Raw genomic sequence first — 22,111 nt, forward strand, 5'->3', positions numbered from 1 at the left:
TCCTCAATAGGAATAGGTCAGGCGAGCGAAAACGCCTTCGGCACGGTCATCGCCCAGCACCTTGACGCGGTACTGCAGGGAAAAGTCGACGTAGGAGCGGGGCGCGTTGTACGCGTCTTCGCGGAACCAGTACCGGACGTTGTTACCGACACCCACCCCGCCGGCCTTGCCGGATGATGAGTCCGAACTGCCGTCGGCATCTGTGCCGCTGTTCATCTTCGAGTCGTAGTCGAACGCGGCCACGACATGCGGGAAGCTCACCCATCGTGAGCCCGCGCCACCAATCGCATAGCTGCGACCGACCTGCCATTCGCTGTTGAAGTAGTTGCGCGAGTCGTTGACGTAATGACCCGCTTCCGCGAACAACTGCGAGGTCCACCAGCTGGAGGCATCGACGCGCAGGTCAGTGCCGACGCTTGAGCCGTAACCCAAACGCAGCAGCCAGTCGCCGTCAACGTCCGACGATCCCAACGGGAATGTGCGCTCGACGGCGGCCATCACGTTCAGAGCGGTGAAGGGTTTGACCCGTACACCCACGGCGCCTTGCAGCGCATCGAAACCGGTGTCCGAATCGCCGTTCTTGCTCCAGAGCGTGTCGGTGACACGGCCATAGAGTTCGACGAAGCGTGCATTGCGATAGCCCAACGGACGCCAGGACAGTTCGGTGCTGTTTTGCAGGCTGTCATTGCTGCTACTGCCGCTGCTCGGCGCTGAACTCAGTCCACTGTTGGAACTGTTGCCACGATAACTGGTGGTGCTGGTCAACCCCATTCTGCGCGAGACATCGCCCACCGCACGGCGGGTGTCGAACAGTTGCTGCGCAGGCATGTCCAGTTCACCGGCATGCTGCGCGTCGATGACGCGCTCGAAGTAGCCTACGGCTTGCTGGTCTTCGTTGGCGCGCATCGCGGTGTAGGCCGCATCCTGAGTCGCTGTCGGGGAGAGTCGGGTGTCGGTCTCGGACTTGCGGAACGCCCCGAGGGCGGCGTCATCGTCACCGGCCTGGACCGACAAATACGCGATCTGCAGGTCACTCATCGATTCCAGCTCGCCCGTGTCCCGCGCTTGTTGCAGCCGTTCGCGGGCGGTGCGGCGCTGGCCGAGGGCGGCATACAGACTGGCCTCTTCGTAAGCGGGCAGGCTGCCGAGGGCCAGGGCTTGGGTGAAGTCCTTGCGCGCCCCGGCATCGTCGCCGGATTGCTGGCGCAAACGACCGCGCTGGGCCAGCAGCCGCGCGTCATCGCCATTGAGCTTTAGACCTTCGCTGGCGGCCGCGATGGCTTCGGGCGCATGTTTCTGGTCGCTCAGAGCGCTGACCAACAGACGCCGGTACGCCGGATTTTGCGGCGCGCGGCCGATGGCTTCGTTCGCGAGGGCAACCGCTGTCGCGGGGTCCTTGCGGGTCAAAGCAGCGTAGGCTTGGGCGGCCATGTCGGTTCCCGCATCGCGCTGGTTGCCCGGCCAGATATCACAGACCAGGCCGAAGGCACTTTCCTGACAGTTCAAGGCCGGTGCCGGAAAGTGAGCAACAGCGTTCAAGCCGTTGTTTTTCTGCCGCAGCGCCATTCTGGCGGCGGTACGTCGGCGGGCCACTTCGCCGCCTTCATCGTGGGCCAGTGGCTGCAAATGATCGAGCGCTTGCTGAGGCTCGCCATGGGCCAGTGCGGCGTCCGCGGCGAAGAAACGAATGTCACGAATTTCCGCTTCCAGCAGGCCATCGATGGCCAAAGCTTGATTCAGGTCAGCCTGGGCGGCCTGAGTCTTACCCTGACGATCAAGGGCGTAGCTGCGCAGAATCCACGGTGCGATTTCCCCATCGTCCTGAGCCAACGCGCCTGACGCGGCCTGTTCGGCGCCAAGGTAATCATGGGCAGCGAGCAGGGCACTGATCAGCAGTTGCTGATTGGCGCCGATTTCCGGCGCCCAGGCGACGGCTTTTCTGGCCTGGTCCACGGCCAGGGACACCTTGCCTTGCTCCAGGGCGCGATAACCCTGAACCGCCAGCGGCGCCGCCAGTTGACGACGAATCGCTTCGCGACGCATCAACAACGTATCGTCGTCCGGGAACACGGCCAGTGCCTGGGTGGTGGCTTGATCCGCATCCTGCAGATGCTGTTGGCGTTGCAACGACTCGATCAGCAGCAGTCGATAATCCATGCGTTTGGGCGCTTGGGCGATGGCTTTGCGTGCCGCTTGGGCAGCCGCGCCGAAGTCATCGCGATCATAGGCCTTGAACGCCTGGGCAGCGGCGCCGAAGCCCGGTGCCTGAAGTGATTGCGGGTAGCGCTTGGGATGGTCTCGCTGTTCCTTGTCGCGTTGCGCCAGTGCAATCAAGGTGTTCAAGCGCGTGATATCAGCCCGCTGACGCAACGCTTCGCGGGCCTTGGCGATGGCCAGGTCGTAGTCTTTACGCTCGTACGCGCTGTACGCCTCGTTGGCCGTTTCAAAGGCCGGGCCGGTCAACGGCAGGGGCAGCGTCTCGGCATGAGCAAGCCCAGGTAACAGGCTTAGCCCCGTGGCCATGAGGGTCAGGAAGGGGCGGTTCATGTCGCAAGCTCCGCAGGGTAGTGGCTGTGCTGACGCGCCACGGCCTTTTCGATGGTGGAGCGGGGCAGCACGCCGCTGTCGACCAGATAGTCGCCAATGCGTCCGTGATGCTGCGGGCGGTACTGCAACATGGAGCGGCTGAACACGTCGCGATCCAGCAGCCCCATTTCGATCAACAGGTCGCCCAGCAGTGGCGCACGGGCATCCGGCACGGATTGGCCTTCGCGCACGTTCTGTTGACGCAATTGCGCGACGATTTCGCTTTCACGGGCAATCAGCTGCACCGGTTCGCTGCCCAGTTCATCGCTGACCTGCAGCAGACCTTCGGCCGGAAGAGGGCTGGCGACGGCGACTTGCGCGCGGCCGTCGGCATTCAAGCCAAGCGGCACCACGCGCCAACGCAGGGCGAACTCATCGTCCAGCGTCAGGATCGAGTCCCGTGCCTTGGCGGCCACATCGAACACCCGTGGCAGATCGTTCTGGAAGGCGATGGCTTCCGCCAGCGTCTCGTCGTCCAGCCAGCCGTTGCTGAGCAAAATCCGCCCCAAAGGCATGTGCCGGGTTTTCTGTTCGGCGAGGGCGCTTTGCAGGTCAGCGTCGTTGATCGCCTGCCAGGACAGCAACACGCTGCCCAGCTTGCGCGGTGCGACAGCCACCAGGTCGGTGGACGGGAAGTCGTGCATGGTCTTGTCCCACACCAGCTTGCGGTTCAGCGCCTTGCCGACCAGGAACATGCGCCAGGCGCGTGATGCGGCCATGAAGTTGACGAAGTTGCCCACGACCATGCGCGGGATGGACAGCAAACCATGCTGCCAGCCGTACAGCACGGTGGTGAAGTAGCAGCGGTGGGCGATACGCCAGGCCAGCGCGATACCGTTGGCCAGTAGCAGGGTTTGGATAAAGCCATTGGTTTCAAACGGTGTCGGGAAACTCACGTCCCACAGGCCACTCTGGCGCAGGATGATCAGACCCAGCAGCTGCACCAGAATCACGTAGGCGATGATGCTGACGAACGCCGTCACCACACCTTTGCGGTCACGAAACAGCAGATAACGATTGGCCAGCGAACCGTTCCAGCCCATTTGCTCCCAGCCTTGCAGGCCAATGCCCAGCGTCCAGCGGGCTTTCTGGCGGAACGCGGTACGGAAGGTGTCGGGAAAGAATTCCCGCACGCACAACGGCATCTTCAGAGTCGATTCGTAAGGCTTGCGAAACCATGATTTACGCAACACGCGAAACTGCACCGGGAAGCGCACGAAGATCGCATTCATGCCGACCTTGGCCAGGCGTGCGCCGACGTCGTAATCCTCGGTGAGGCTGTCAGTGTTAAACGGCTGGTTCTGGGTTTCCCCGGCCAGTACGCGCAGGGCACGATGGGAGAAACAGGTACCGACCCCGGCAGACGGCACCGTGTCGGTCATGCTTTCACGCACCACCAAATCCTTGCCATGCCATTCGGCGAATTCGTCCATGTAGGTGCCGGCCACCCATTCGTACCAGTTGCGCTCCAGCGAAACCACGGGCAACTGGATCATGTCCTTGCGCGGCAGCAAGTAGTTGAACAGGCGCAATTCCATCGGGTGCAGTACGTCTTCGCTGTCGTGCAATACGACGCCGGCGAAGGTCATGCCGTGGGTTTTCTCGTGCAGGAAGATCGCCTGGATCACCCAGTTCAGACAGTCGGCCTTGCAGGTCGGGCCGGCATGCGGGACTTCCACGCGATGCAGCTGCTTGTAGCGCCGGCGCATGCGTTCCACTTCATCGATGGTGCGTTGGTCATTGATGTAGGTGCCGACGAAGACCACATAGTTCTGGTAATCCAGGGTCGACACCATGTTCTCGATCATCGGTGCGATGACGTCATATTCCAGCCAGGCCGGGACCATGATCGCCAACGGCTGTTCATCCCGGGCCATCAGTTGCTCGGCGGTCAGCGGCCGGTATTTGCGATCCACGGTGAACTTGCGAAACAGGCGGCGAGACCAGTACCACAGGTCAATGAACAGATCGTCCAGGCTGGAGATCAGGATCAGCACTGCGACCACGATGGTCGAGATCTCAAGGAAGCTGTAGTAGTGGGCCAGCCAGTAGGGCCAATAAAGCGACGTCATCGAAAGTTTCCGTTACTGGCGATTGCGACGGGCGCTACGGCCAGCCAGCAACAGGATGAGGAGCAACAGGATGCCACCCGGAATCAGCCACAACAGCGACGGCTTGCGCCAGGCGTCCAGGCCCTTGGGTTCTTCTTTGTCGATCAATTGGCTGCCACTTGGATCCTGGGTGTCGAAGGTGGTCAGTACACCGTTGTCACCGAGGATGGCCACATCGCCGCGGGTCAGCAGAATCTGTTTGGCGAAGCGTGGCGCGTCATTGCCCAGGGCGCGATAGACCAGACCCTGCTGGCCGCCGGCGTCCACCACCTGCAACGAGGCCAGGTGGTTGAGGGGATGGATGTCCAACAACATCTGATCCTTGTGGTTGATGCGCAAGCGACCCTGATCATCGACCTGCACCGATTCCTTGCTGTCCTTGATCGGCAGCTCGAAGGCGAGGAAGGCCTTGTCCGGCGTGACCGAAACCTTTGGGTCGGCGCTGACGTTCAGTTGCGCCCGCAGCGGCGAAACACCGGCGGCGTCAGCCACCGAAATCACCTGCGGCAAGCTGCTTGCCGGATGCTCGAGGTAGGCCTGTGGAACGAGGATTTGCGTGTCCATGGCAAAGCGCGCAGCCATGCCCGAGAAGTCATCATCCAGCGCGGTTTTTTCCAGCACGATGTGGCTGGTCGGCCGCACCGAGACCGGGAAGGCCTGTGGCGTTTCCAGGCAACGATCGCTGACCGGCTGACGCTGGAACGACACGCGCAGCACGTTCTTCGAACCCAGGGCGTAACGCGGGATACGTGCTTCGATGCGTTGCTGTTCACCGTTGGCCACGAGCTGTTGCGCGCCAATCAGGTAATCGTTGAGAAACAGCGAGGCCACCGGCGCGGTGTCCGAGGCACCGGGGGCGGCAGACACATCGATCACCGCCTTCACCGGCAGGCGACCGTCGTAGGCCACACTGCCCAGAGGGAACGAGGTGCTCCAGTCGGATTTGGCCAGCACGTCGATGGCGCCGGGGTTGCCGCCCAGGCGTGACAGGGCCACGCGGCCGTCGGCGCTCAATGGCATCTGTGCTTCGCTGACCGTCAATTGGCGGCTACGTGCGAGTGTGTTCCAGGCCGAGCTGAACAGGGCCAATGCCTTGCCGGTCGCTTGCGGCGCGATCATCAGCACCGGACGTGTGCCCAGCAATGCCAGACGCACGTTGTCAGTGCCGGTGGCGGCCAGACCTGCATTGATATGCCGCTCACGCCATTGCGTGAAGGCATTGGCTGCCGTCGCGTCGAGACCCTGAATCTGACTCTGCAGCGCGTCCAGCGATTCATTGACGGCTTTGAGCAGTTGCGGGTCGTTGATGGCCAGATCCGCCTGGACGTTCGGCGTCTGCCCCAACATCAACAGTGCACCGATTTGCGCCGGGGTCGCCAGAACGTGCGAGCCTTTGCCGTTAAGGCTGGCGAACGCTGGAATAGTCTGCAGTTCGGCCGGGATGCGCAGGCCAGTCAGGTCAACGCTGTCTTGCACGGCGGGGAAGGGCAGGATGCGGCTGTGCTTGCCAATCCGCTCCAGTGCCACACCGAGACGCCAGGCCGCATCGTAGCTGTCGGCGGATAAGGTACCCGGCGCGACCATGATCCCCGGTTTGCCAGGCAATGCCGTCCAGGCAGCACCGACGTCCTGTAACTGGCTGGCGTCGTAGCTGTAATTGAGGCGGGTGTCCGGTTCGATACGCAACACGTTGCCGATGGCACGCTCGTCTTCGCACAACACGCGGGACACGATCGACGACCAGGCAATCCCCAGGCGTAGCGAGCCGCTGTCACGCGCTTGCTTGTCCACGCCCAGCGTGGCGCTGGCATCACCTTGGGCTTCGCTGAGCCCTTCGGCGCGTACCGGATAGCCGTCCAGCGACAGCAACAGCGTGTTGCGTCCGCCTTCGCCATTGAGGTAACTGGCGTCGAAATTCAGGGTCGCGTCCGTCAGTGGCACACCCGCCGGCACCGGCAGATACAGGTCGCGTCGGGCATCGGTGGAGCCGAGGATGATCGGTGCATCGATCCCCAGATCGCTCAAGCGGATCTCACGCTCTTGTCGGGTGTCGGCGTTGAGCCGGTTGATCGCCTGGGTGAGCGGGCTGTCCGCGGCCAAGGCAAAGGTCGGCATGAGCGCGAGCAGGCTCACGCCACAGGCAAGGGCGCTGAGCGCACCCGTATGGATGGCAACGGAAGACTTCATTCAGGTAGATCTCGAGCTGATAAGGGAGAGGATCGGTTTGGTTTATTGAGAGGTAAAAGCCGGGCAATTTTTCTCGGGCACAGGCACCGCTGACGGGTAGTTCAGGAATTTGGGCAAGGGCTGTCCGGCCACGACGAAATCATCGACCGGGCGCCCCATCAGGGCATCGACGATGCGCGCACTGGCCTTGCCATCGCCGTAAGGGTTGGCAGCCTGGGAGCAGCGACGCCACAGCAGGTCGTCATCGAACAATGCGTTGACGCCAGCGATGATCGAGTCCGGCGAGGTACCGACCAGACGCACAGTGCCCGCCGCGACAGCTTCGGGGCGCTCGGTCACTTCACGCATGACCAGCACGGGCTTGCCCAGGGAGGGCGCTTCTTCCTGCACGCCACCGGAGTCGGTGAGGATCACATGCGCACGTTGCATCAGGCGCACGAAGGCCAGGTAGTCCAGCGGCTTGATCAAGTGCACGTTCGGCAGATCGCCCAGCTGCTCGGTGACCGGGCCAATGACATTGGGGTTCAAATGCACCGGATAGACGATCTGGATATCAGCGCGCCGCGCCAGATGGCTCAAGGCCTTGCAGATATCCAGGAATCCTTCGCCGAAGTTTTCCCGGCGATGCCCGGTCACCAGCAGAACCTTGCGACCGGTTTGCAGGAACGAGAACTGCCGGTCCAGGCTTGCACGCAGGTCAGCGTCTTGCTCAATGCGCCGCGCCGTCATCTGCAACGCGTCGATCACCGTATTGCCGGTCACGAAGGCGCGACCTTGGAGGCGTTCGTCGAGCAGGTTCTGGCGCGACTCGTGGGTCGGCGCAAACAGCATGTCCGCACCGAGGTCGATGCAGCGGCGGTTCATTTCTTCCGGCCACGGGCTGTAGATATCACCGGTTCGCAGCCCGGCTTCGACATGACCGACCGGAATGCGTCGATGGAACGCCGCCATTGAGGCAACCATGGCCGAAGTGGTGTCGCCATGTACCAGCACCCGGTCCGGGCGGGTCATTTCCAGCACGGGGTCAATCGCCCCGTAAAGCGCCGCGGTCAAGGAGTTGAGCGACTGGTGCGGCGTCATCACATCGAGGGTGTAATCGGCCTTGAGGTCGAACAGATCCAGCACCTGTTTAAGCATGCTTTGATGTTGGCCGGTGATGCAGATCTGCGATTGAATGCCAGGTTCTGCAGCGAGGGCTTTGACTAAAGGCGCCATCTTGATGGCTTCTGGACGGGTACCGAAGATTGAAAGGATTTTAACCCTTGAATGATGGCGAGCGATGATGTCTTCCTTGCGCAGTTTTAGTGCGCCCACAACAGCGGCCCAAGTTTTATTGAAACTTGAGCACGCCAGCGTTATTTGAATGTAGTAAAGACCGGGACATCAGCGTGAGATCAGATATTCACTTCAATGTGAGGTGGTGCGTCGCCTTCAACCCGGAACCGGCCGGATTATTAGCATCGATGGTGAATGTTTTAAAGAGTTATATGCGTTATTTTTTTTAATGATAAGGGTTTGAAACTTTTATTTTTGTAGCCGGTCTTTTCTAGTTTTTTGTAAATCTTGGAAAGTTTGTCTTGATTGTTGTGGCGATCTTAACGTCATGGTTTATAACGATATTATTTATGTTTATATCCATTCGTCGGCGCGAATGAATTACTCATTGGTTATATCGGTCGCGCTTTGCGTGTTAAAGGCCTGGTTTTTCAGGAGTGAGGGTTATGATAGTCACTGAAATGACGCCTGTATATTGTCATGATGCAATAAGTGTTTCTTTTAGGAGTAATTGAACTTTCTTTCTATCTTCAATATTTAATAATCCTTCAACCTGTGCTGGTTCGGGAGGTGACTCAGAGAAGGGTGCCTTCGAGTACCCATAACAGCGGCGTTTTACATGTTGGTGGTGAACCGGGCCGCGGTCCGGCGAAGAAACCGCGGCGGCCGATCAATCAAGCGGCGGGGAGCAGGCCTTTCTGTTTGGCGACATGAGTCGCCAGTGCGTCCATCAAGTCCGGGGACAGGCAATCATAGGGCTCCAGGCCGATCGAGCGCAGGCGCTCACGGATAGCCTTCATTTGCGCTGGCGGTGTGCCGGTTTCGATGATGGAGGACACGAACGCTGCGAAGCTCGGCGCAGCCCATCCGCTCTGGGGAGAGAGCTCGGTGTGGACGAAGTCGAGGCCATAAAACGCATGGTCCTTGTTCTCGATGCGCCCGAAGAGATGGGTGTGGCACTGCTTGCAGGCGTGGCGCTGGATGGCGGCGCTTTCGTCGACAATTGCCAGTTTTTCGCCGTGGGCAGTGACGCTGACCTTATCCCGAGGTACTACGGCAATGACGGCGAATGTCGCGTTTTGCGGTTTCCAACATTTGCTGCAGCCACACGCGTGGTTATGCAGGGTTTGTGCGTCGATCTTGACCTCGACTTTGTCGGTCGCACACAGGCATTGCAGGGTACCACCTGTGAAATTCGCGGCGGCGGGTTGGATACCATTGTCCAGTGCGGGGTGAAGTTTCAAGGTGCTCACGTTGGCTTCTCCGTTTCAGGGTGTCAGACGAAAGTGCCTGGGGCCGTGCACCAGGCCGGTAGATCATTCGCGCCAGCGGCATGGCGTGAGTGACGAAGGGCGCCCATTCAAGCTCGCCATTCATCGCATCCTAGACCCTCTTCAGCAACTGAGGGCGGTGTGAGCATCTGGAAGGGACGGGCGGACTCCAATGCATCATTTAACGTATGAGCAATGTTGAATGTTCATGAGATTTCGTGCCCCATTCCGAATGAATGCAACATTCCCGCCCGTCACCCACATGAAACCCCAGCCCGTCGAACCAGCACTAACCCGTGGTCACGTTGTCAGTAATTGGCGGTAGCGACGTGGTCGTCTCTGATAGCGGCACGTCAGCCTACGTTTAGTGTTTTCTCCAATGCCTCAGGGCAAAAGCTCGCGATGGATTGCGTCTTCGACCGACTATTCCATTTGCGAGCGACACTCTATGGGTTTGCTTCTCGATCCGCGTCATGACATTGATGCCGCTTTATTAAGCTATCGCCGGGTGTTCTGGTCGCTGGCGCTGTTCAGTGGCGCGATCAACCTGCTGGTGCTGGTGCCTTCGCTCTACATGATGCAGGTGTACGATCGGGTCCTCACCAGCCGCAATGAAACCACCTTGTTCATGCTCACCTTGATCGCCCTGGGACTGTTCATGTTCAGCGCCCTGATCGAGTGGGCACGCGGCGAGGTGATGATTCGCATGAGCGCGGGGCTGGACGAGGCCTTGGGCGAGCGGGTTTTCGACGCCGCCTTCGCCCGCAGCCTGCGCGAGCACAACGCCAACCCGGCGCAGGTGCTCACCGATCTGGCGACGCTGCGGCAGTTGATCACCGGCCAGGGCCTGATCGCCTTGATGGATGCACCGTGGTTGCCCATCTTCGTGCTGGTGGCGTTCATCTTTCATCCCTGGTTCGGCGTGCTGACGCTGGTTCTGGCGCTGGTACTGATCGGCCTGGCGCTGTGGGGCGAGTTAGCGACTCGCACGCGCCTGGGCGAAGCCAATCGCCTAGGCGTGCAGTCGTCGATCTATGTAAACAGCACGCTACAGAATGCCGAAGTCATCCAGGCCTTGGGCATGCTCGGGCCGTTGCGCCAGCGCTGGAGCCTGCTGCAGCAACGCATCATTGCCGCCCAGTCCCATGCTAGCGACCGCAGCGCGCGTATCACTTCGACGACCCGTTTTGTGCGCATCTCCGGACAGTCGCTGGCCCTGGGCCTGGGGGCGTTGCTGGTGCTGGAGGGCCAATTGTCGGCGGGCATGATGATTGCGATGTCGCTGCTGCTGGGGCGTGCCTTGGCGCCCGTGGAAATCGCCATTGGCTCGTGGAAGCAATTCAACTCCGGCCGCCAGAGCTACCAGCGCCTGAGCCAACTGCTTGCCCAGCATCCGCGCGAGCGCCTGCGCATGGCTTTGCCACCGCCCACCGGCGCGGTGCGCCTGGAGCAGGTGTATGTCGGCCCGCCCGGCGCTTCGCAACCGATCCTGCGGGGCATTAATTTCAGCCTGGTCAAAGGTGATGTGCTCGCCGTCGTCGGCCCCAGCGCCAGTGGTAAATCAACGCTGGCCAGGGCGCTGGTCGGGGTATGGCCGGCCATGGGCGGGTCGGTGCGCCTGGACGACGCCGAGATCAGTCAATGGTCCCACGACGCCCTGGGCCCGCACCTTGGATACCTGCCGCAGGACATCGAGCTGTTCGACGGCAGTGTGGCCGACAACATTGCTCGCTTCGGCGAGCAGGACGCCGACAAGACCATCGCCGCCGGGCGTCACGCCGGCATTCACGAGATGATCCTGAAATTCCCCAAGGGTTACGACACGCCGCTGGGCCCCGGCGGGCTTGGCTTGTCCGGTGGACAAAAGCAACGCCTCGGTCTGGCTCGCGCGCTCTATGGGCGCCCGTCGCTGATCGTGCTCGATGAGCCCAACTCCAATCTCGATGAAGCCGGAGAGCTGGCGCTGGTGCAGGCCATCAATGCGCTCAAGGCTGCTGGCAGCACCGTGGTGCTGATTACCCACCGGCCTAATGTGCTGGCGGTGGTCGATCACATCCTGGTGCTCAAGGACGGCACTCAACATGCATTTGGTCCAAGGGATCGGGTGCTCAAGGCATTGAGGCCGGGGCCAAGACCGGCCGCGGTCAGGGAGGCTGGCAGAGATGCGTGATCTGACCACAGAGGCACAAACGTACAACGAGCAGGGACTGAGTGTGCGCGGCACCACACTGCAGCCCCGCGCCAGTACCGACGCCGGGGGGGCTGCTCGCTATGGCGTGGCTTTCCTGGTCTTGACGCTGGGCGGCTTCCTGCTCTGGGCAAGCCTGGCGCCGCTCGACCAGGGTGTCGTGGGCAGCGGCACCGTGGTGGTGGCGGGCGAACGCAAGGCTGTGCAGTCGTTGGTTGGTGGGGTGGTGGAAAAGCTGCTGGTCAGCGATGGCGACCGCGTCACCCAAGGGCAGTTGCTGGTGCAGCTCAATACAGTGCAGGCACAGTCGCAACTGGACGTGACCTTGGGTAAGTTGCTCAACGATCGCAGCGTCGAGGCGCGGTTGATGGCCGAGCGCTTGGGCTCAGCCGAGATCCAATGGCCCGCTGAACTGCTGGAACGCGCCGACGAGCCGCGGGTCAAGGCTGCCATGGCCTTGCAGAGCCAGTTGTTTCTGACCCGCCGTGCAGAGCTGGGCAGTCGCTTGCAGATCATCGAACACGAAGCCGCGGCATTGCAGCAGCAATTGCTCGGCTACGAAGGCGTCAAGCGTAACTACGATACGCAGATGCGCTTCCAGCAGCAGGAGCTGGAAGGCCTGCGTAATTTGGCCCTTGAAGGCTACATTCCGCGCAACAAACTCTTCGAGGCCGAGCGCAACGCTGCCCAATTGGCTGGACAGATTTCCTCTGGAGTGGGCGATGTCGGCAGGACTCGCCAGGCGATCAACGAAAGCCGGCTCAAGGCTTTGCAGGCGCAGCAGGAATTTCGCCGCGATGCTGAAACCCAGCTCAGCGAGGTCTCTGCCGAGGCGGCAGGTTATGCCGATCAGATTCATGCCTTGCAGTTTCAAGTCGACAACGGTGCGATCCGTGCGCCGGCGTCCGGGCAGGTCATGGACGTGAGCATTCATACGGTCGGGGGCGTTGCGCAGGCCGGCCAAACCCTGATGCAGGTGGTGCCGCTGGATGCGCCGATGGCGATCACCGCGCGTTTCGAGCCGCTGATGGCCAATAAGTTGCGCCCGGGTCTGCCGGTGCATGTGCATTTCACCGCGCTGCAACGGGTGGATACGCCGACCGTCACGGGCACGGTGACTACGGTGTCGGCGGACCAGTTGATCAATGAACAGACGCACCAGCCGTATTTTTCCGCCAAGGTCGAAATTCCCGCCGACACCGTCGCCTCGCTGCAGGCCGCCGGCCTGCTGCTGCGCCCCGGCATGCTCGCCGATGTCACGGTGGTGACGGGGGAACGCACCTTGATGAATTACCTGATGAAACCTTTGCGTGAACGCTTGCTTGCGGCCTTCAAAGAGGAATGAGCATGCCCCACCGTTGCCGCTATGGTTCGGTGTGCATCCGGGTTTGTGTACCCGCTGTGGCGAGGGGATCAATCCCCTCGCCTCATCAGGTCAGGCTGTGAAATCGCTGGCCTGCAGCTCCTTGACGCCCACCACTTCGAATTCGAACTCGGGGGTGGCGTCGGCGTTGACGCTGCCGTAGAGGATGCCATCGGCAAAGCGTATTTGGCCGGTGGCGTTGGTGGGGTCGAAGGCGTTGCTGCCGATGAACATGAAGGCGTCGAGGGTGGCGGTCAGCGGATTGGCGTCCAGACTGGTGAAATCCAGATGATCACCCTCGGCGGTTTTGAAACCGCTGATCACATCGCGTAAAGCCCCGACGCCCATGTCCGACAGCGCACCAAACGCGTAGGTGTCCGCGCCAGTGCCACCGGTGAGGTTGTCGGTGCCGGCACCACCCACCAGCCGATCATCGCCCGAACCACCCACCAGCGTGTCGTTACCGGCACCTCCGTTCAGGATGTTCGCGGCGCTGTTGCCCGACAGACTGTCGGCGTAGGCGCTTCCCGTCACGTTTTCGAAGAATTTCAAGGTGTCGAGCCCAGACCCGGCGGTGTTTTGTTGTGCGGACGTCGAGAGGTTTACGGTAACGCCGGCCAAGGCACGCTCGAAGGACACCGTGTCATTGCCATCGCGCCCGTCCAGCACGTTGTTGCCGGCACCGGCGAACAGCGTGTTGTCCAGCGCGTTGCCCGTGCCATTGGCGGCGCCAGCGCTGTCGACATACAGATTCTCGACGTTGTTGCCGAGGGTGTAGGCCGCCAGGCTGCTGTGCACGCTGTCGATCCCTCCGGGCACCGCATTGCTGTTGGTCTCGATCACGGTGTCGTCGGCGTTGTCGACATAGTAAGTGTCGCTGCCATCGCCACCGGTCATGGTGTCGGCGCCCAGGTCGCCATCCAGTGTGTCGTTGCCCGAACTGCCCACCAAGGTATCCGCCTGATCAGTGCCGGAAATCATCCCGCCCTGGTTCTGAGCGTTGTCGAAAATGGCCTGCACGCTGTTGTTGTCATTGGGGTTGCCCTGGAAGCCAAGGTCATTGGCAATGTAATCGGCCAGGCGCTGGCCGACGATTTCCGCCGATTCCTCGTGCAGGTGCCAGACGTCGTCCGGGTACACCAGCGGATCAACCTCGTAGCGCAAGGGCAGGTCGGTGTAGTCCACCGCCAGCTTGACGTCAGCACGCTCGGCGGCGATGGCCTCTTGGGTGGCGCGGACATAGCCGACACCCTCGACGATGGAGGCGATTTTCTCTTCCGAATAACCACGGGCACGCGCCGCGTCCTGCTCGTAGTGACCGGTTTCCATCATGTACACGCTGAAGTTGCCGAACTGGGCATGCAGGTAATCAAACACGTTCAGGGTCGCGGCCTTGTACGCCGCTGCTGCCGCCGGTTTGTCCGTGGCGCGGGCGATCTCCTGGGCGGCTTCCTCGCCCTGGCCCCAGATGATGCCCATGGTGACGTTATCAATGGATTTGAGTTCGGTGAGCTGCTCCTGCAGCAACGCCACGGCACGCAACAGCGCAGGCCCGGGTTGGTTGGTGTCGGTCAGCCACCAGCACAACTTGAGTTGCTCGGCGCCCAGGGTCGACAGGCCATTGACCGTGCTGCCACCCACCGCGATGTCAATGCCATTGCCATCGGCGTCGGTGAACTGGCTGCGCACGTCATAGGGGGTGTAGCGGTCCAGGTCTTTGACCAGCATCGAGGTGCCGGACTGATCGTCGTCCTCCGTCATGCGCAGCAGGCGCGCATTGGATTGGCCGAGTGTGGGTAGGTAGAGGATGTCTTGCTGGGCGCGCTCGCCGAACACGAAATCACTGGCGGTCAGGGTGTTGAGGTAGTTGCCGTTGAGGGCGATTTCGAAGCGATTGCCATCGGCGTCGGCCTCGGCGGATTTGATGTAGGTCTTGTCGCCGGCCGCGTTGAGGGTCATGTACAGCGTGCCATTGCTGCCATCGCCGAGGCCGAGAAAGCCCAGCGCTGAAACGTCGATCTTGTCGACGCCCGCGGTGAAGTCGTAGACCGTGTCGGTCGCCGTGACACCGCCGGTGTCGTAGTCGCGGTAACTGTCGAGTACGTTGGTGTAGCGGAAGGTGTCGGCACCGTCGTCGCCGTACAGCGAATCGCGTCCAGCGCCGCCGTCGACGATGTCCGCGCCGGTGCCGGCTTTGATTGTGTCGTTGCCACCGAGGCCGAGGATCAGGTCTGCGCCCGCCGTGCCGTTGAGGCTTTCGGCGTTGTTGGTGCCGGTGATGGTGTTGGCGGGCGCATCGGCCACCGCCAGGGCGAAGCTGTCGCTGACCGACGCACCTGAAGGATCGGCGGCCTTGACCAGTACGTTGTAATTACCGGACGCCGTGCTGATCGGCGTGCCGGTGAACGTCAGGCTGGTGGCGTTGAAACTCAGCCATGCGGGCAGGGCGCTGCCGTCGGCGAGGGTCGCGGTGTAGGTCAGCACATCCTGGTTGGCGTCGGTGAAGCTGTCGTGGGTCACAGCGTATTTGAACGGCGTGCTTTCGGTGGCGTTCTGGTCGAGGAGGGGGATGGCCACCACCGGCGCTACATTGCTGGGGGTGTTCTGGTCGGCGAAGACAAAATGACTCGCCGTCAGGCTGTTCACCAGGTTGCCCGCCAGCGACACTTCGAAGCGGTTGCCGTTGGCGTCGACGGTGAGATCCTTGAGGTAGGTGCGGTTGCTCGAAGCGCTGTAGGTCACTTGCAGCGTGCCGTTCAGGCCATTGCCCAGGCCCGTGTAGCCGAGTGCCAAGACATCGATCTTGTCGACAGCCACATCGAAATCGAGGATCTGGTCACTGGCACTGGTGGACCCGGTGCGGTAGCTGTCGAGTTTTGAGGTGTAGCGGAATACGTCGGCACCCGCGCCGCCGGTGAGTTTGTCCGCGCCGGTGCCGCCGACCAGAATGTCGTTGCCGGCGCCGCCATTAAGGGTGTCGTTACCGGCGCCACCGAACAGTTGTTCGTTGGCAGCGGTGCCCGTCAGCGTGTCGTTGTTCGGCGTGCCATTGATCACAGTGGGTGCGGCGGGTACGTCCTGTACGGCCAGGGTAAAGCTGTCGTTGACGGTTGCATTGCTGCCATCGGACGCGGTGACCTGTATGGAGTAAGTGCCCGATGCCGTGTCGCTTGGTGTGCCGCTGAAGGTGCGGGTGGCGGCGTCGAAGGTCAGCCAACCGGGCAGGGCGCTGCCATTGGCCAGTTTGGCGGTGTAACTGAGGCTGTCGTTATCCGGATCGGTAAAACTGGAGGCCGGCACCACGTAGCTGAACGGGGTGTTTTCAGTGGCGCTCTGATCCAGCAACGCCGTTGCCACCACCGGCGCATGGTTGACCGTTGGCGAAGTGGCAAAGACGAAATTGGCGCTGGTCAGCTTGTCGAGGTAATTGCCATCCAGCGCCACTTCAAAGCGGTTGCCACTGGCGTCGGCAGTCAGGGTCTTGATGTAAGTCTTGGTGCCGGCCGTGTTGAGCACCAGGTACACGGTGTTGTTTTTGCCGTCCCCCAGGCCGGTGAAACCCATGGCCGAGAGGTCGATCTTGTCGGCGGTGATATCGAAGTCGGTGATCAGGTCGCCAAGGTTGGCGCCGCCGGTGTTGTAGTTGCGATAACTGTCCAGGCGGTTGGAGAACACAAAAGTGTCCGCTCCGGTGCCACCGGTGAGGGTGTCCATGCCGGCGCCGCCGTCAATTTTGTCGTCGCCCGCGCCGCCACTGAGGCTGTCGTTGCCCGCCAGGCCGAGCAAGGTGTCGGCCGAATCACTGCCCAACAGCGAGTCGCTGCCGCTGGTGCCGGTGACCACCCGATTGAAAATGAAGTTGTTGGCGGTCAGGGTGCTGGTCAGGTTGCCCGAGAGAATCAGCTCGAAGCGATTGCCGCTGGCGTCGGCATCATAGTCCTTGATGTAGGTGCGGTCGTTGCTGGCGCTGTAGCTGACCTGCAAGGTGCCGCCACGGCCATTACCCAGGCCGGTGAAGCCGAGGCCGGCGAGGTCGATCTTGTCCTGGGTGACGTCGAAGTCGGTAAGGGTGTCATCGAAGCTGGCGGTTGCGTTGCGGTAACTGTCGGACTGGGCGATGAAACGGAACGTATCGGCACCCGTGCCGCCGGTGAGTTTGTCGATGCCTGCACCGCCCACCAGAATGTCGCCACCGGCCCCGCCATTGATGGTGTCGTTGCCGGCTGCGCCGTAGAAAATCTCGCTGGCGGCGCTGCCCAACAGGGTGTCGTTGCCAGCCGTGCCTTGCACGGTGGTCATCGGCGCTGTGGCGCTGACGTAGCTACCGTCGCCATAGACCAGCGTGGCACCTTTACTGGTGTGACTGATGGTGTTGCCGATGATGGCGTTGCGATCGGTGCCGTCTTCATTGCGCTCTGCAACACCGTAGGTCGACAGGTCGCTGCCGCTGATGATATTGCCCTGGATGAGGTTATCACTGCCGTTGAAGTACCTGCCGGACACGCCCAGGGTGTCGTCGTAGGACTGGATGATGATCTCGGGTACAGCGCCGCCCAGTGAGTTGTTGTTGAGCGTGTTGTCGATGATCTCGACGTGGTTGCTGCCGTAGATGCGGATCCCGGCGCTGGCGTTGTCGTGAATGTCGACACCGCTGACGGTCACGTCGCTGGACAGTTTGACCAGCACCCCTTCGGCGCCGTTGCCGTACACCTCGCCACCGGTGATGGTGATGTTGCTGGGGGAGGGGATGTCCTCGCTGCCGCGCTGCACCACGATGCCATTGCCACCATTGTTGTAGGCAACGTTGTTGGTGAGGGTGAAGTCGTGGGTGCTGGTGACGACGTTGAAACCGTGGCGGTCATTGTCGTAGGCGACGTTGTTTTCGAAGGTGCTGTCGCTGAGGAAGTCAGCAACAAAGCCGTCCAGGCCATTGCCGTGGGACACGCTGTTCTTGATGACCATGTTGACGGTCTGCTCGTGGGGGTCGAAACCGTACCCGGAGCAATCCTTGATCTCGACGCTGTCGAGGGTGACGTTGGAGTCGTAGCCTTCTTCGCCGGGAATGTAGCCGTTGAACCAACCGTCGATCTTGCCCGTGGTGTTGTCACGGTTGCCGTCGATGGTGAGGTTGCTGACGCCAAAATCGTGGGTTTCTTCGCCATAGGCCGAGCGGATGACACCCGTGATCTTGGTGTCGGAGCCGTCAGCCACCTTGACGGTGGTTTCGCCCATGCCGTCGCCGTACAGGTAGACGTTGCTCTTGAGCATCAGGCAGCCGTCGGAGGGTTCCTCACCTCCCGAAACGATGTAAGTTCCGGTCGGCATATACACCTGCCCACCGCCTGCAGCGGACGCCGCATCAATCGCACTTTGTATCGCCGCCGTGTCGTCTGTGATGCCATCTCCTTTGGCGCCAAAATTTTGCACATTGAAAATCATGAGCTTATCTCCGCATTAGGCTAAAAACTCGCTAGACGCCAATATTCCATCGACGACCACCGTGTTATGACCCACCGGAGCGCAAAAGTTATGACCGCGTATCGGGGAAGTGTCAAAAAAATCGGACTGACTGATCAGTGGTTGTGAAGTATTTCGAAAAAGTAACGTTCTGTTGACGCTCGCTCAGGTGGCGAGCGATGCCCCTGCTGGGCGCACGCGCGGCGCAAGTTCGTCGAGGCGAAGCTACGAGCACAGCCTGCCGGTGCTGGCCCAGTTGAAAAGCTGGATGGAAAAGACGCGGCCACAAGTCACGGCTCCGCCGGCATCATCCAGCTGAGCACGCCACCCATTTTGAAGTTGGTGGGGTTTATGGAGCGCTTACGTTGATCTTCGGCTTGCCCACGGTTCGAATTGTTTGAAACGGCGCATGAGTAGAAGCAAGACGTAGCCGTTGAGAGACTCGCGGAGCAGCCAAGGCTGCCTAGCGCCCTCTTGCAGAACGACTAAAAGGAACTCTTTCATCCGTACTTTTCATCCCTCGAGAAATCTAACGCTCTATATTTCTCATTTTTGCTTGCTCGATCCCTCGGATATCAAACAAGAGAATAAATTAGGAAGCATTAGTAAATGCGGCAACCCAAGGCTTAGCAAGAAGCCAAGCGCTGTGAGGCTCGCGCTCAGAATGAAAGAGGCACCAGGCAGAAAGTCAGTACTGTAGAGGATTCCACCGACCGCCGACCCTAAGGTTGTCCCAAGACTGGACGCTGCCGTTTGCTTGCCGAGTTCCCAGCCTTGCGCGCTGCCAGCCTTGGCTGAGATCCAGTAAGTGAGGATCGGCGACAGGATGCCGGCGCTGACAGCGACCGCACCGATCACGACCAGCATCAACATAAAATTAGATGCCCAAGGGACGAGGAGCAATCCAGCTGCCAGCACGGAGAGGGCGGGTGCGATGAGCCAGCGGGTCGTGGCCGGCTTAAACCAGGGTGAGAATACGATTGCTTGCACCCCAAACATGACCAAGCTGCACTCGGTGAACATCAGCGCAATCTGATATGGACTCAAACCTAGTTCCTGTTTGCCACGCAGTGCGAGCCCGACCTCGAAGGCCCCGACGCCGACCGAAACGATGAAAGTGAGGATGAGGAGTTTTGGAACAAGCCATGCTTTTTGATTGGCCGAGGTATTAGATGTCTGCTTTGACCGACCAAGTCCTTCGATACTTGGTACTGAAAACGCAACTGCAGCGGCCACTAGAAAGGCGAACAGTCCCGTCGCCGCGAGCGGAACCGCGATCGATCCTGCCGGCAAGGCGAGGCTGAAGGTATCGGCGGCAAAACGCGTTACGAACACGCTCAGCATTGGTCCAAGCAGGAAGCCGCTAATCCCTGTCATGCTGACGAACGCAAGCCGACGGGCCCGTCCCTGCTCGGTCGTCGTGACGTTGCCGAATACAGCCGCTGCTACGGGCGTCACCGCTGCGGCAAACATACCGCTTATGAAGCGCTCGGCGTAAACAGCGACGAGACTCTCAATAAAAGAGAAAACCAACATGGTTACGCCAACGCCGAGAAGTCCAACAAGTAGTACACCACGCGGGCCGCGCTGGTCGGAAAGTCGGCCCCACATGGGCGCAAACAGAAAAAGTGAGAGAGTGTAGACAGCAGTCAGTAACCCGGTGTGCTGGGAAACTAGCGCTGCATCACCTTCAGCTCCCAACAGCCGCTCAATTAGGTAGGGTAAAAGCGGAAGCACGATGCCGAAGCCAACCGACACAGTGAACACGCTGAGCATAAGCGCGGCCGTAGTCGCTACGGGCAAATGTGCTGAGCGCGCGCTAGTGGCCCTCATGTAGCCGCAGGCCATCGAGTCATGCCTGCGGTCCGACGTCTGAGCATCATAGGGGCGAGTTAACTGCAGCAACCGCCCTTGGGTTGATGATTGGGCGTGGCCTTGGCCGCATTCACTCCATAGCCCGCGCCTTTCACGGCCGATTTCAGTTGGTCGAGAGAGGTGAGTTGCTCGTCATAACGCACGGCAGCCTCGCCGGTCGAGAGCGACACTACTACGTCATCAACTCCGGGAATTGCTTTCAGCGCGTTCGCCACATTGCTGGCACAGCCGCCACACGTCATACCGGTTACATTCAACGTTTCACTTTGCATGGTGATACTCCTTTTCATGATAGGGAATACAAACATCGTTGTAATACGTTCTTAGTCTCCCGTCAGTGGCTCACATTTGTATGCAGATCAGTTTGCTCCGGATTACTTGATTCGGGGATTGCTTTGGATCTAACCACGTCATCTGAGCGTGCTTGAGTTTTTTGGTCGGCACTCAACGATAAGGGCTCCTCAGAGAACCATTGGTTTATCTGGTAATTCATTCTGGTCACCGCCGGCAGCGGGAAAGTGTTTCGTCAAATGCTGTGTAACCGCCTGAACACCGCTGACTACGCCGCCTTCGTAATTGGATTGTTTGAAGGCGGCTTCCATCTGGAGGCAAATGCTTTGCCATTCTTGAGTGCCTGCTTTCGCGTGTATCCCGCGATCGGCAACAATCTCCACGTCCCGGTCAGCGAGCAATAGATAAATCAGCACACCGTTATTGCAAGCGGTGTCCCATACACGCAACTGCGAAAAAACATCGACAGCGCGCTCGCGCGCGGACTGGCCCTTGAAAAGCGGTGTGCTATCCAGGGCGCCCTCAACAACGAAACGGACTTCTCCGGTGTGTGCAGCCTCACTGGCTTTGATCGCTTGTTCGATCACGATCAACGTTTCGCGGGGAAATGCCCGATTGACCTGCCAGTGGGTCATAACAAGATGGTTCAGAATGCGTTTGATATTCATGTTTACCATCTCCCCGATGCGCCGCCACCGCCAAACCCGCCTCCGCCTCCGCCGAAGCCACCACCGCCTCGACCGAATCCTCCACGATGCCCCCCCATGCCGTATCCGCCCATACCGCCACCGACCAACGTGAACAAGAGTGCCATCACTCCCGCACCCAACGCGATGAACAGTGCGCCGGCCACCAACCAAGCGATAACGGCCACAACCCCTCCAGTGACTAGCGCGCCTGGAAATCTGCCCAAAACGGGGCGCAGAACACTGCCGATCACGAGCGCAAGAATAAAAACGAGCGGCCCATACTGCTGAATATCTGTAACACCGCCGATAGTTTGTGCGTCGGGGGCAGGCAGCGGTTCGCCATCAATTACCCGGATCATCTGGTCGAGCCCGGCAGCAATGCCCCCGTAGAAGTCTCCTTGCTTGAAGCGCGGGGTGATAATCTCGCTGATTATGCGCTTGCTGGTGGCGTCATTGAGTGCCCCCTCAAGCCCGTAGCCTACTTCAATGCGAAGCGCACGGTCGTTCTTGGCGACGACCAGGATTGCGCCGTCATCCACTTTTTTTCTGCCTAACTTCCATTGCTCCGCAACGCGCAAAGCGTATTGTTCAATTGTTTCCGGCTGGGTGCTGGGGACAATGAGAAGTGCAATCTGGCTGCCTTTTTTGGCTTCAAACGCCCGTAAAGTTTGCTCTAGACCAGCCAGCTGCTCTGGGGTGAGCGTAGCGGTCTGGTCGGTAACCCGCCCGGCCAGAGGAGGTACTGCGACTTGAGCGCCCGCGAGGAAAGACCAGCAAAGCACAAAGGCGAACAATGCCGCTGCGCTTGTCGTGCGCAT

General features: G+C 60.5%; 12 protein-coding genes. 2 read left to right on the forward strand and 10 right to left on the reverse strand.

All coding sequences use genetic code 11. The features are described from left to right. Positions 1 to 3: 3 nt before the first annotated feature. From ACYZT3_RS14900 to gfa, 5 genes are all read right to left on the reverse strand, one after another. Complete coding sequence (locus tag ACYZT3_RS14900; RefSeq protein WP_462030184.1) at positions 4 to 2,547, reverse strand: NfrA family protein; 2,544 nt, start codon at positions 2,545 to 2,547, stop codon at positions 4 to 6. Continuing rightward, positions 2,544 to 4,658, reverse strand: coding sequence for a glycosyl transferase family protein (locus ACYZT3_RS14905; protein WP_282378132.1), 2,115 nt, complete (start codon positions 4,656 to 4,658; stop codon positions 2,544 to 2,546). The genes ACYZT3_RS14900 and ACYZT3_RS14905 overlap by 4 nt, the downstream gene beginning before the upstream one ends. Before the next feature lie 12 nt (positions 4,659 to 4,670). Further along, positions 4,671 to 6,884 carry a hypothetical protein gene (locus ACYZT3_RS14910; protein WP_282378133.1) on the reverse strand — a complete coding sequence of 738 codons (2,214 nt, stop codon included), beginning with the start codon at positions 6,882 to 6,884 and terminating at the stop codon, positions 4,671 to 4,673. Positions 6,885 to 6,926: 42 nt separating this feature from the next. Further along, positions 6,927 to 8,165: a non-hydrolyzing UDP-N-acetylglucosamine 2-epimerase gene (gene wecB / locus ACYZT3_RS14915; RefSeq protein ID WP_462032374.1), complete on the reverse strand. Its 1,239-nt coding sequence runs from the start codon at positions 8,163 to 8,165 to the stop codon at positions 6,927 to 6,929. A 668-nt stretch (positions 8,166 to 8,833) separates the two neighbouring features. Then, on the reverse strand, positions 8,834 to 9,412 hold the full coding sequence (gfa, locus tag ACYZT3_RS14920; protein ID WP_282378134.1) for an S-(hydroxymethyl)glutathione synthase: 579 nt from the start codon (positions 9,410 to 9,412) through the stop codon (positions 8,834 to 8,836). Between the two features lie 466 nt (positions 9,413 to 9,878). Here gfa and ACYZT3_RS14925 point away from each other — a divergent pair, with 466 nt between their 5' ends. Together ACYZT3_RS14925 and ACYZT3_RS14930 are read left to right on the forward strand one after the other, a co-directional pair. Continuing rightward, the gene (locus ACYZT3_RS14925) at positions 9,879 to 11,600 is read left to right on the forward strand and encodes a type I secretion system permease/ATPase (RefSeq protein ID WP_462030185.1); all 1,722 of its coding nucleotides are present in this window, start codon (positions 9,879 to 9,881) and stop codon (positions 11,598 to 11,600) included. Then, a complete protein-coding gene (locus ACYZT3_RS14930; protein ID WP_282378136.1) occupies positions 11,593 to 12,963 on the forward strand; it encodes an HlyD family type I secretion periplasmic adaptor subunit in 1,371 nt (456 codons plus the stop codon). Before ACYZT3_RS14925 ends, ACYZT3_RS14930 begins: the two co-directional genes overlap by 8 nt. Positions 12,964 to 13,053: 90 nt before the next feature. Here the strand turns inward: ACYZT3_RS14930 and ACYZT3_RS14935 are convergent, their stop codons facing one another. The 5 genes from ACYZT3_RS14935 to ACYZT3_RS14955 all read right to left on the reverse strand — a co-directional run bounded on the left by ACYZT3_RS14935 (position 13,054) and on the right by ACYZT3_RS14955 (position 22,111). Continuing rightward, the gene (locus ACYZT3_RS14935; protein ID WP_462030186.1) at positions 13,054 to 18,420 is read right to left on the reverse strand and encodes a putative Ig domain-containing protein; all 5,367 of its coding nucleotides are present in this window, start codon (positions 18,418 to 18,420) and stop codon (positions 13,054 to 13,056) included. A gap of 564 nt (positions 18,421 to 18,984) precedes the next feature. Further along, positions 18,985 to 20,214 (reverse strand): MFS transporter, encoded by a 1,230-nt coding sequence (locus ACYZT3_RS14940; RefSeq protein ID WP_462030187.1) that lies wholly within the window; start codon positions 20,212 to 20,214, stop codon positions 18,985 to 18,987. 116 nt (positions 20,215 to 20,330) lie between these two features. After that, positions 20,331 to 20,585 (reverse strand): heavy-metal-associated domain-containing protein, encoded by a 255-nt coding sequence (locus ACYZT3_RS14945; RefSeq protein ID WP_282378140.1) that lies wholly within the window; start codon positions 20,583 to 20,585, stop codon positions 20,331 to 20,333. A 189-nt stretch (positions 20,586 to 20,774) separates the two neighbouring features. Next, a complete protein-coding gene (locus ACYZT3_RS14950; RefSeq protein WP_282378142.1) occupies positions 20,775 to 21,272 on the reverse strand; it encodes a TPM domain-containing protein in 498 nt (165 codons plus the stop codon). A gap of 2 nt (positions 21,273 to 21,274) precedes the next feature. Next, positions 21,275 to 22,111 carry a TPM domain-containing protein gene (locus tag ACYZT3_RS14955; protein WP_282378194.1) on the reverse strand — a complete coding sequence of 279 codons (837 nt, stop codon included), beginning with the start codon at positions 22,109 to 22,111 and terminating at the stop codon, positions 21,275 to 21,277.

Source organism: Pseudomonas sp. MDT1-16 (genome assembly GCF_054898115.1).

Coding starts and splice junctions, on each gene's coding strand:
- ACYZT3_RS14955 (WP_282378194.1), bottom strand. CDS start 22,111: ATGCGCACGACAAGCGCAGCGGCATTGTTCGCCTTTGTGCTTTGCTGG.
- ACYZT3_RS14945 (WP_282378140.1), bottom strand. CDS start 20,585: ATGCAAAGTGAAACGTTGAATGTAACCGGTATGACGTGTGGCGGCTGT.
- ACYZT3_RS14910 (WP_282378133.1), bottom strand. CDS start 6,884: ATGAAGTCTTCCGTTGCCATCCATACGGGTGCGCTCAGCGCCCTTGCC.
- ACYZT3_RS14930 (WP_282378136.1), top strand. CDS start 11,593: ATGCGTGATCTGACCACAGAGGCACAAACGTACAACGAGCAGGGACTG.
- ACYZT3_RS14900 (WP_462030184.1), bottom strand. CDS start 2,547: ATGAACCGCCCCTTCCTGACCCTCATGGCCACGGGGCTAAGCCTGTTA.
- ACYZT3_RS14935 (WP_462030186.1), bottom strand. CDS start 18,420: ATGATTTTCAATGTGCAAAATTTTGGCGCCAAAGGAGATGGCATCACA.
- ACYZT3_RS14925 (WP_462030185.1), top strand. CDS start 9,879: ATGGGTTTGCTTCTCGATCCGCGTCATGACATTGATGCCGCTTTATTA.
- ACYZT3_RS14940 (WP_462030187.1), bottom strand. CDS start 20,214: ATGCTCAGCGTGTTCACTGTGTCGGTTGGCTTCGGCATCGTGCTTCCG.
- ACYZT3_RS14905 (WP_282378132.1), bottom strand. CDS start 4,658: ATGACGTCGCTTTATTGGCCCTACTGGCTGGCCCACTACTACAGCTTC.
- ACYZT3_RS14950 (WP_282378142.1), bottom strand. CDS start 21,272: ATGAATATCAAACGCATTCTGAACCATCTTGTTATGACCCACTGGCAG.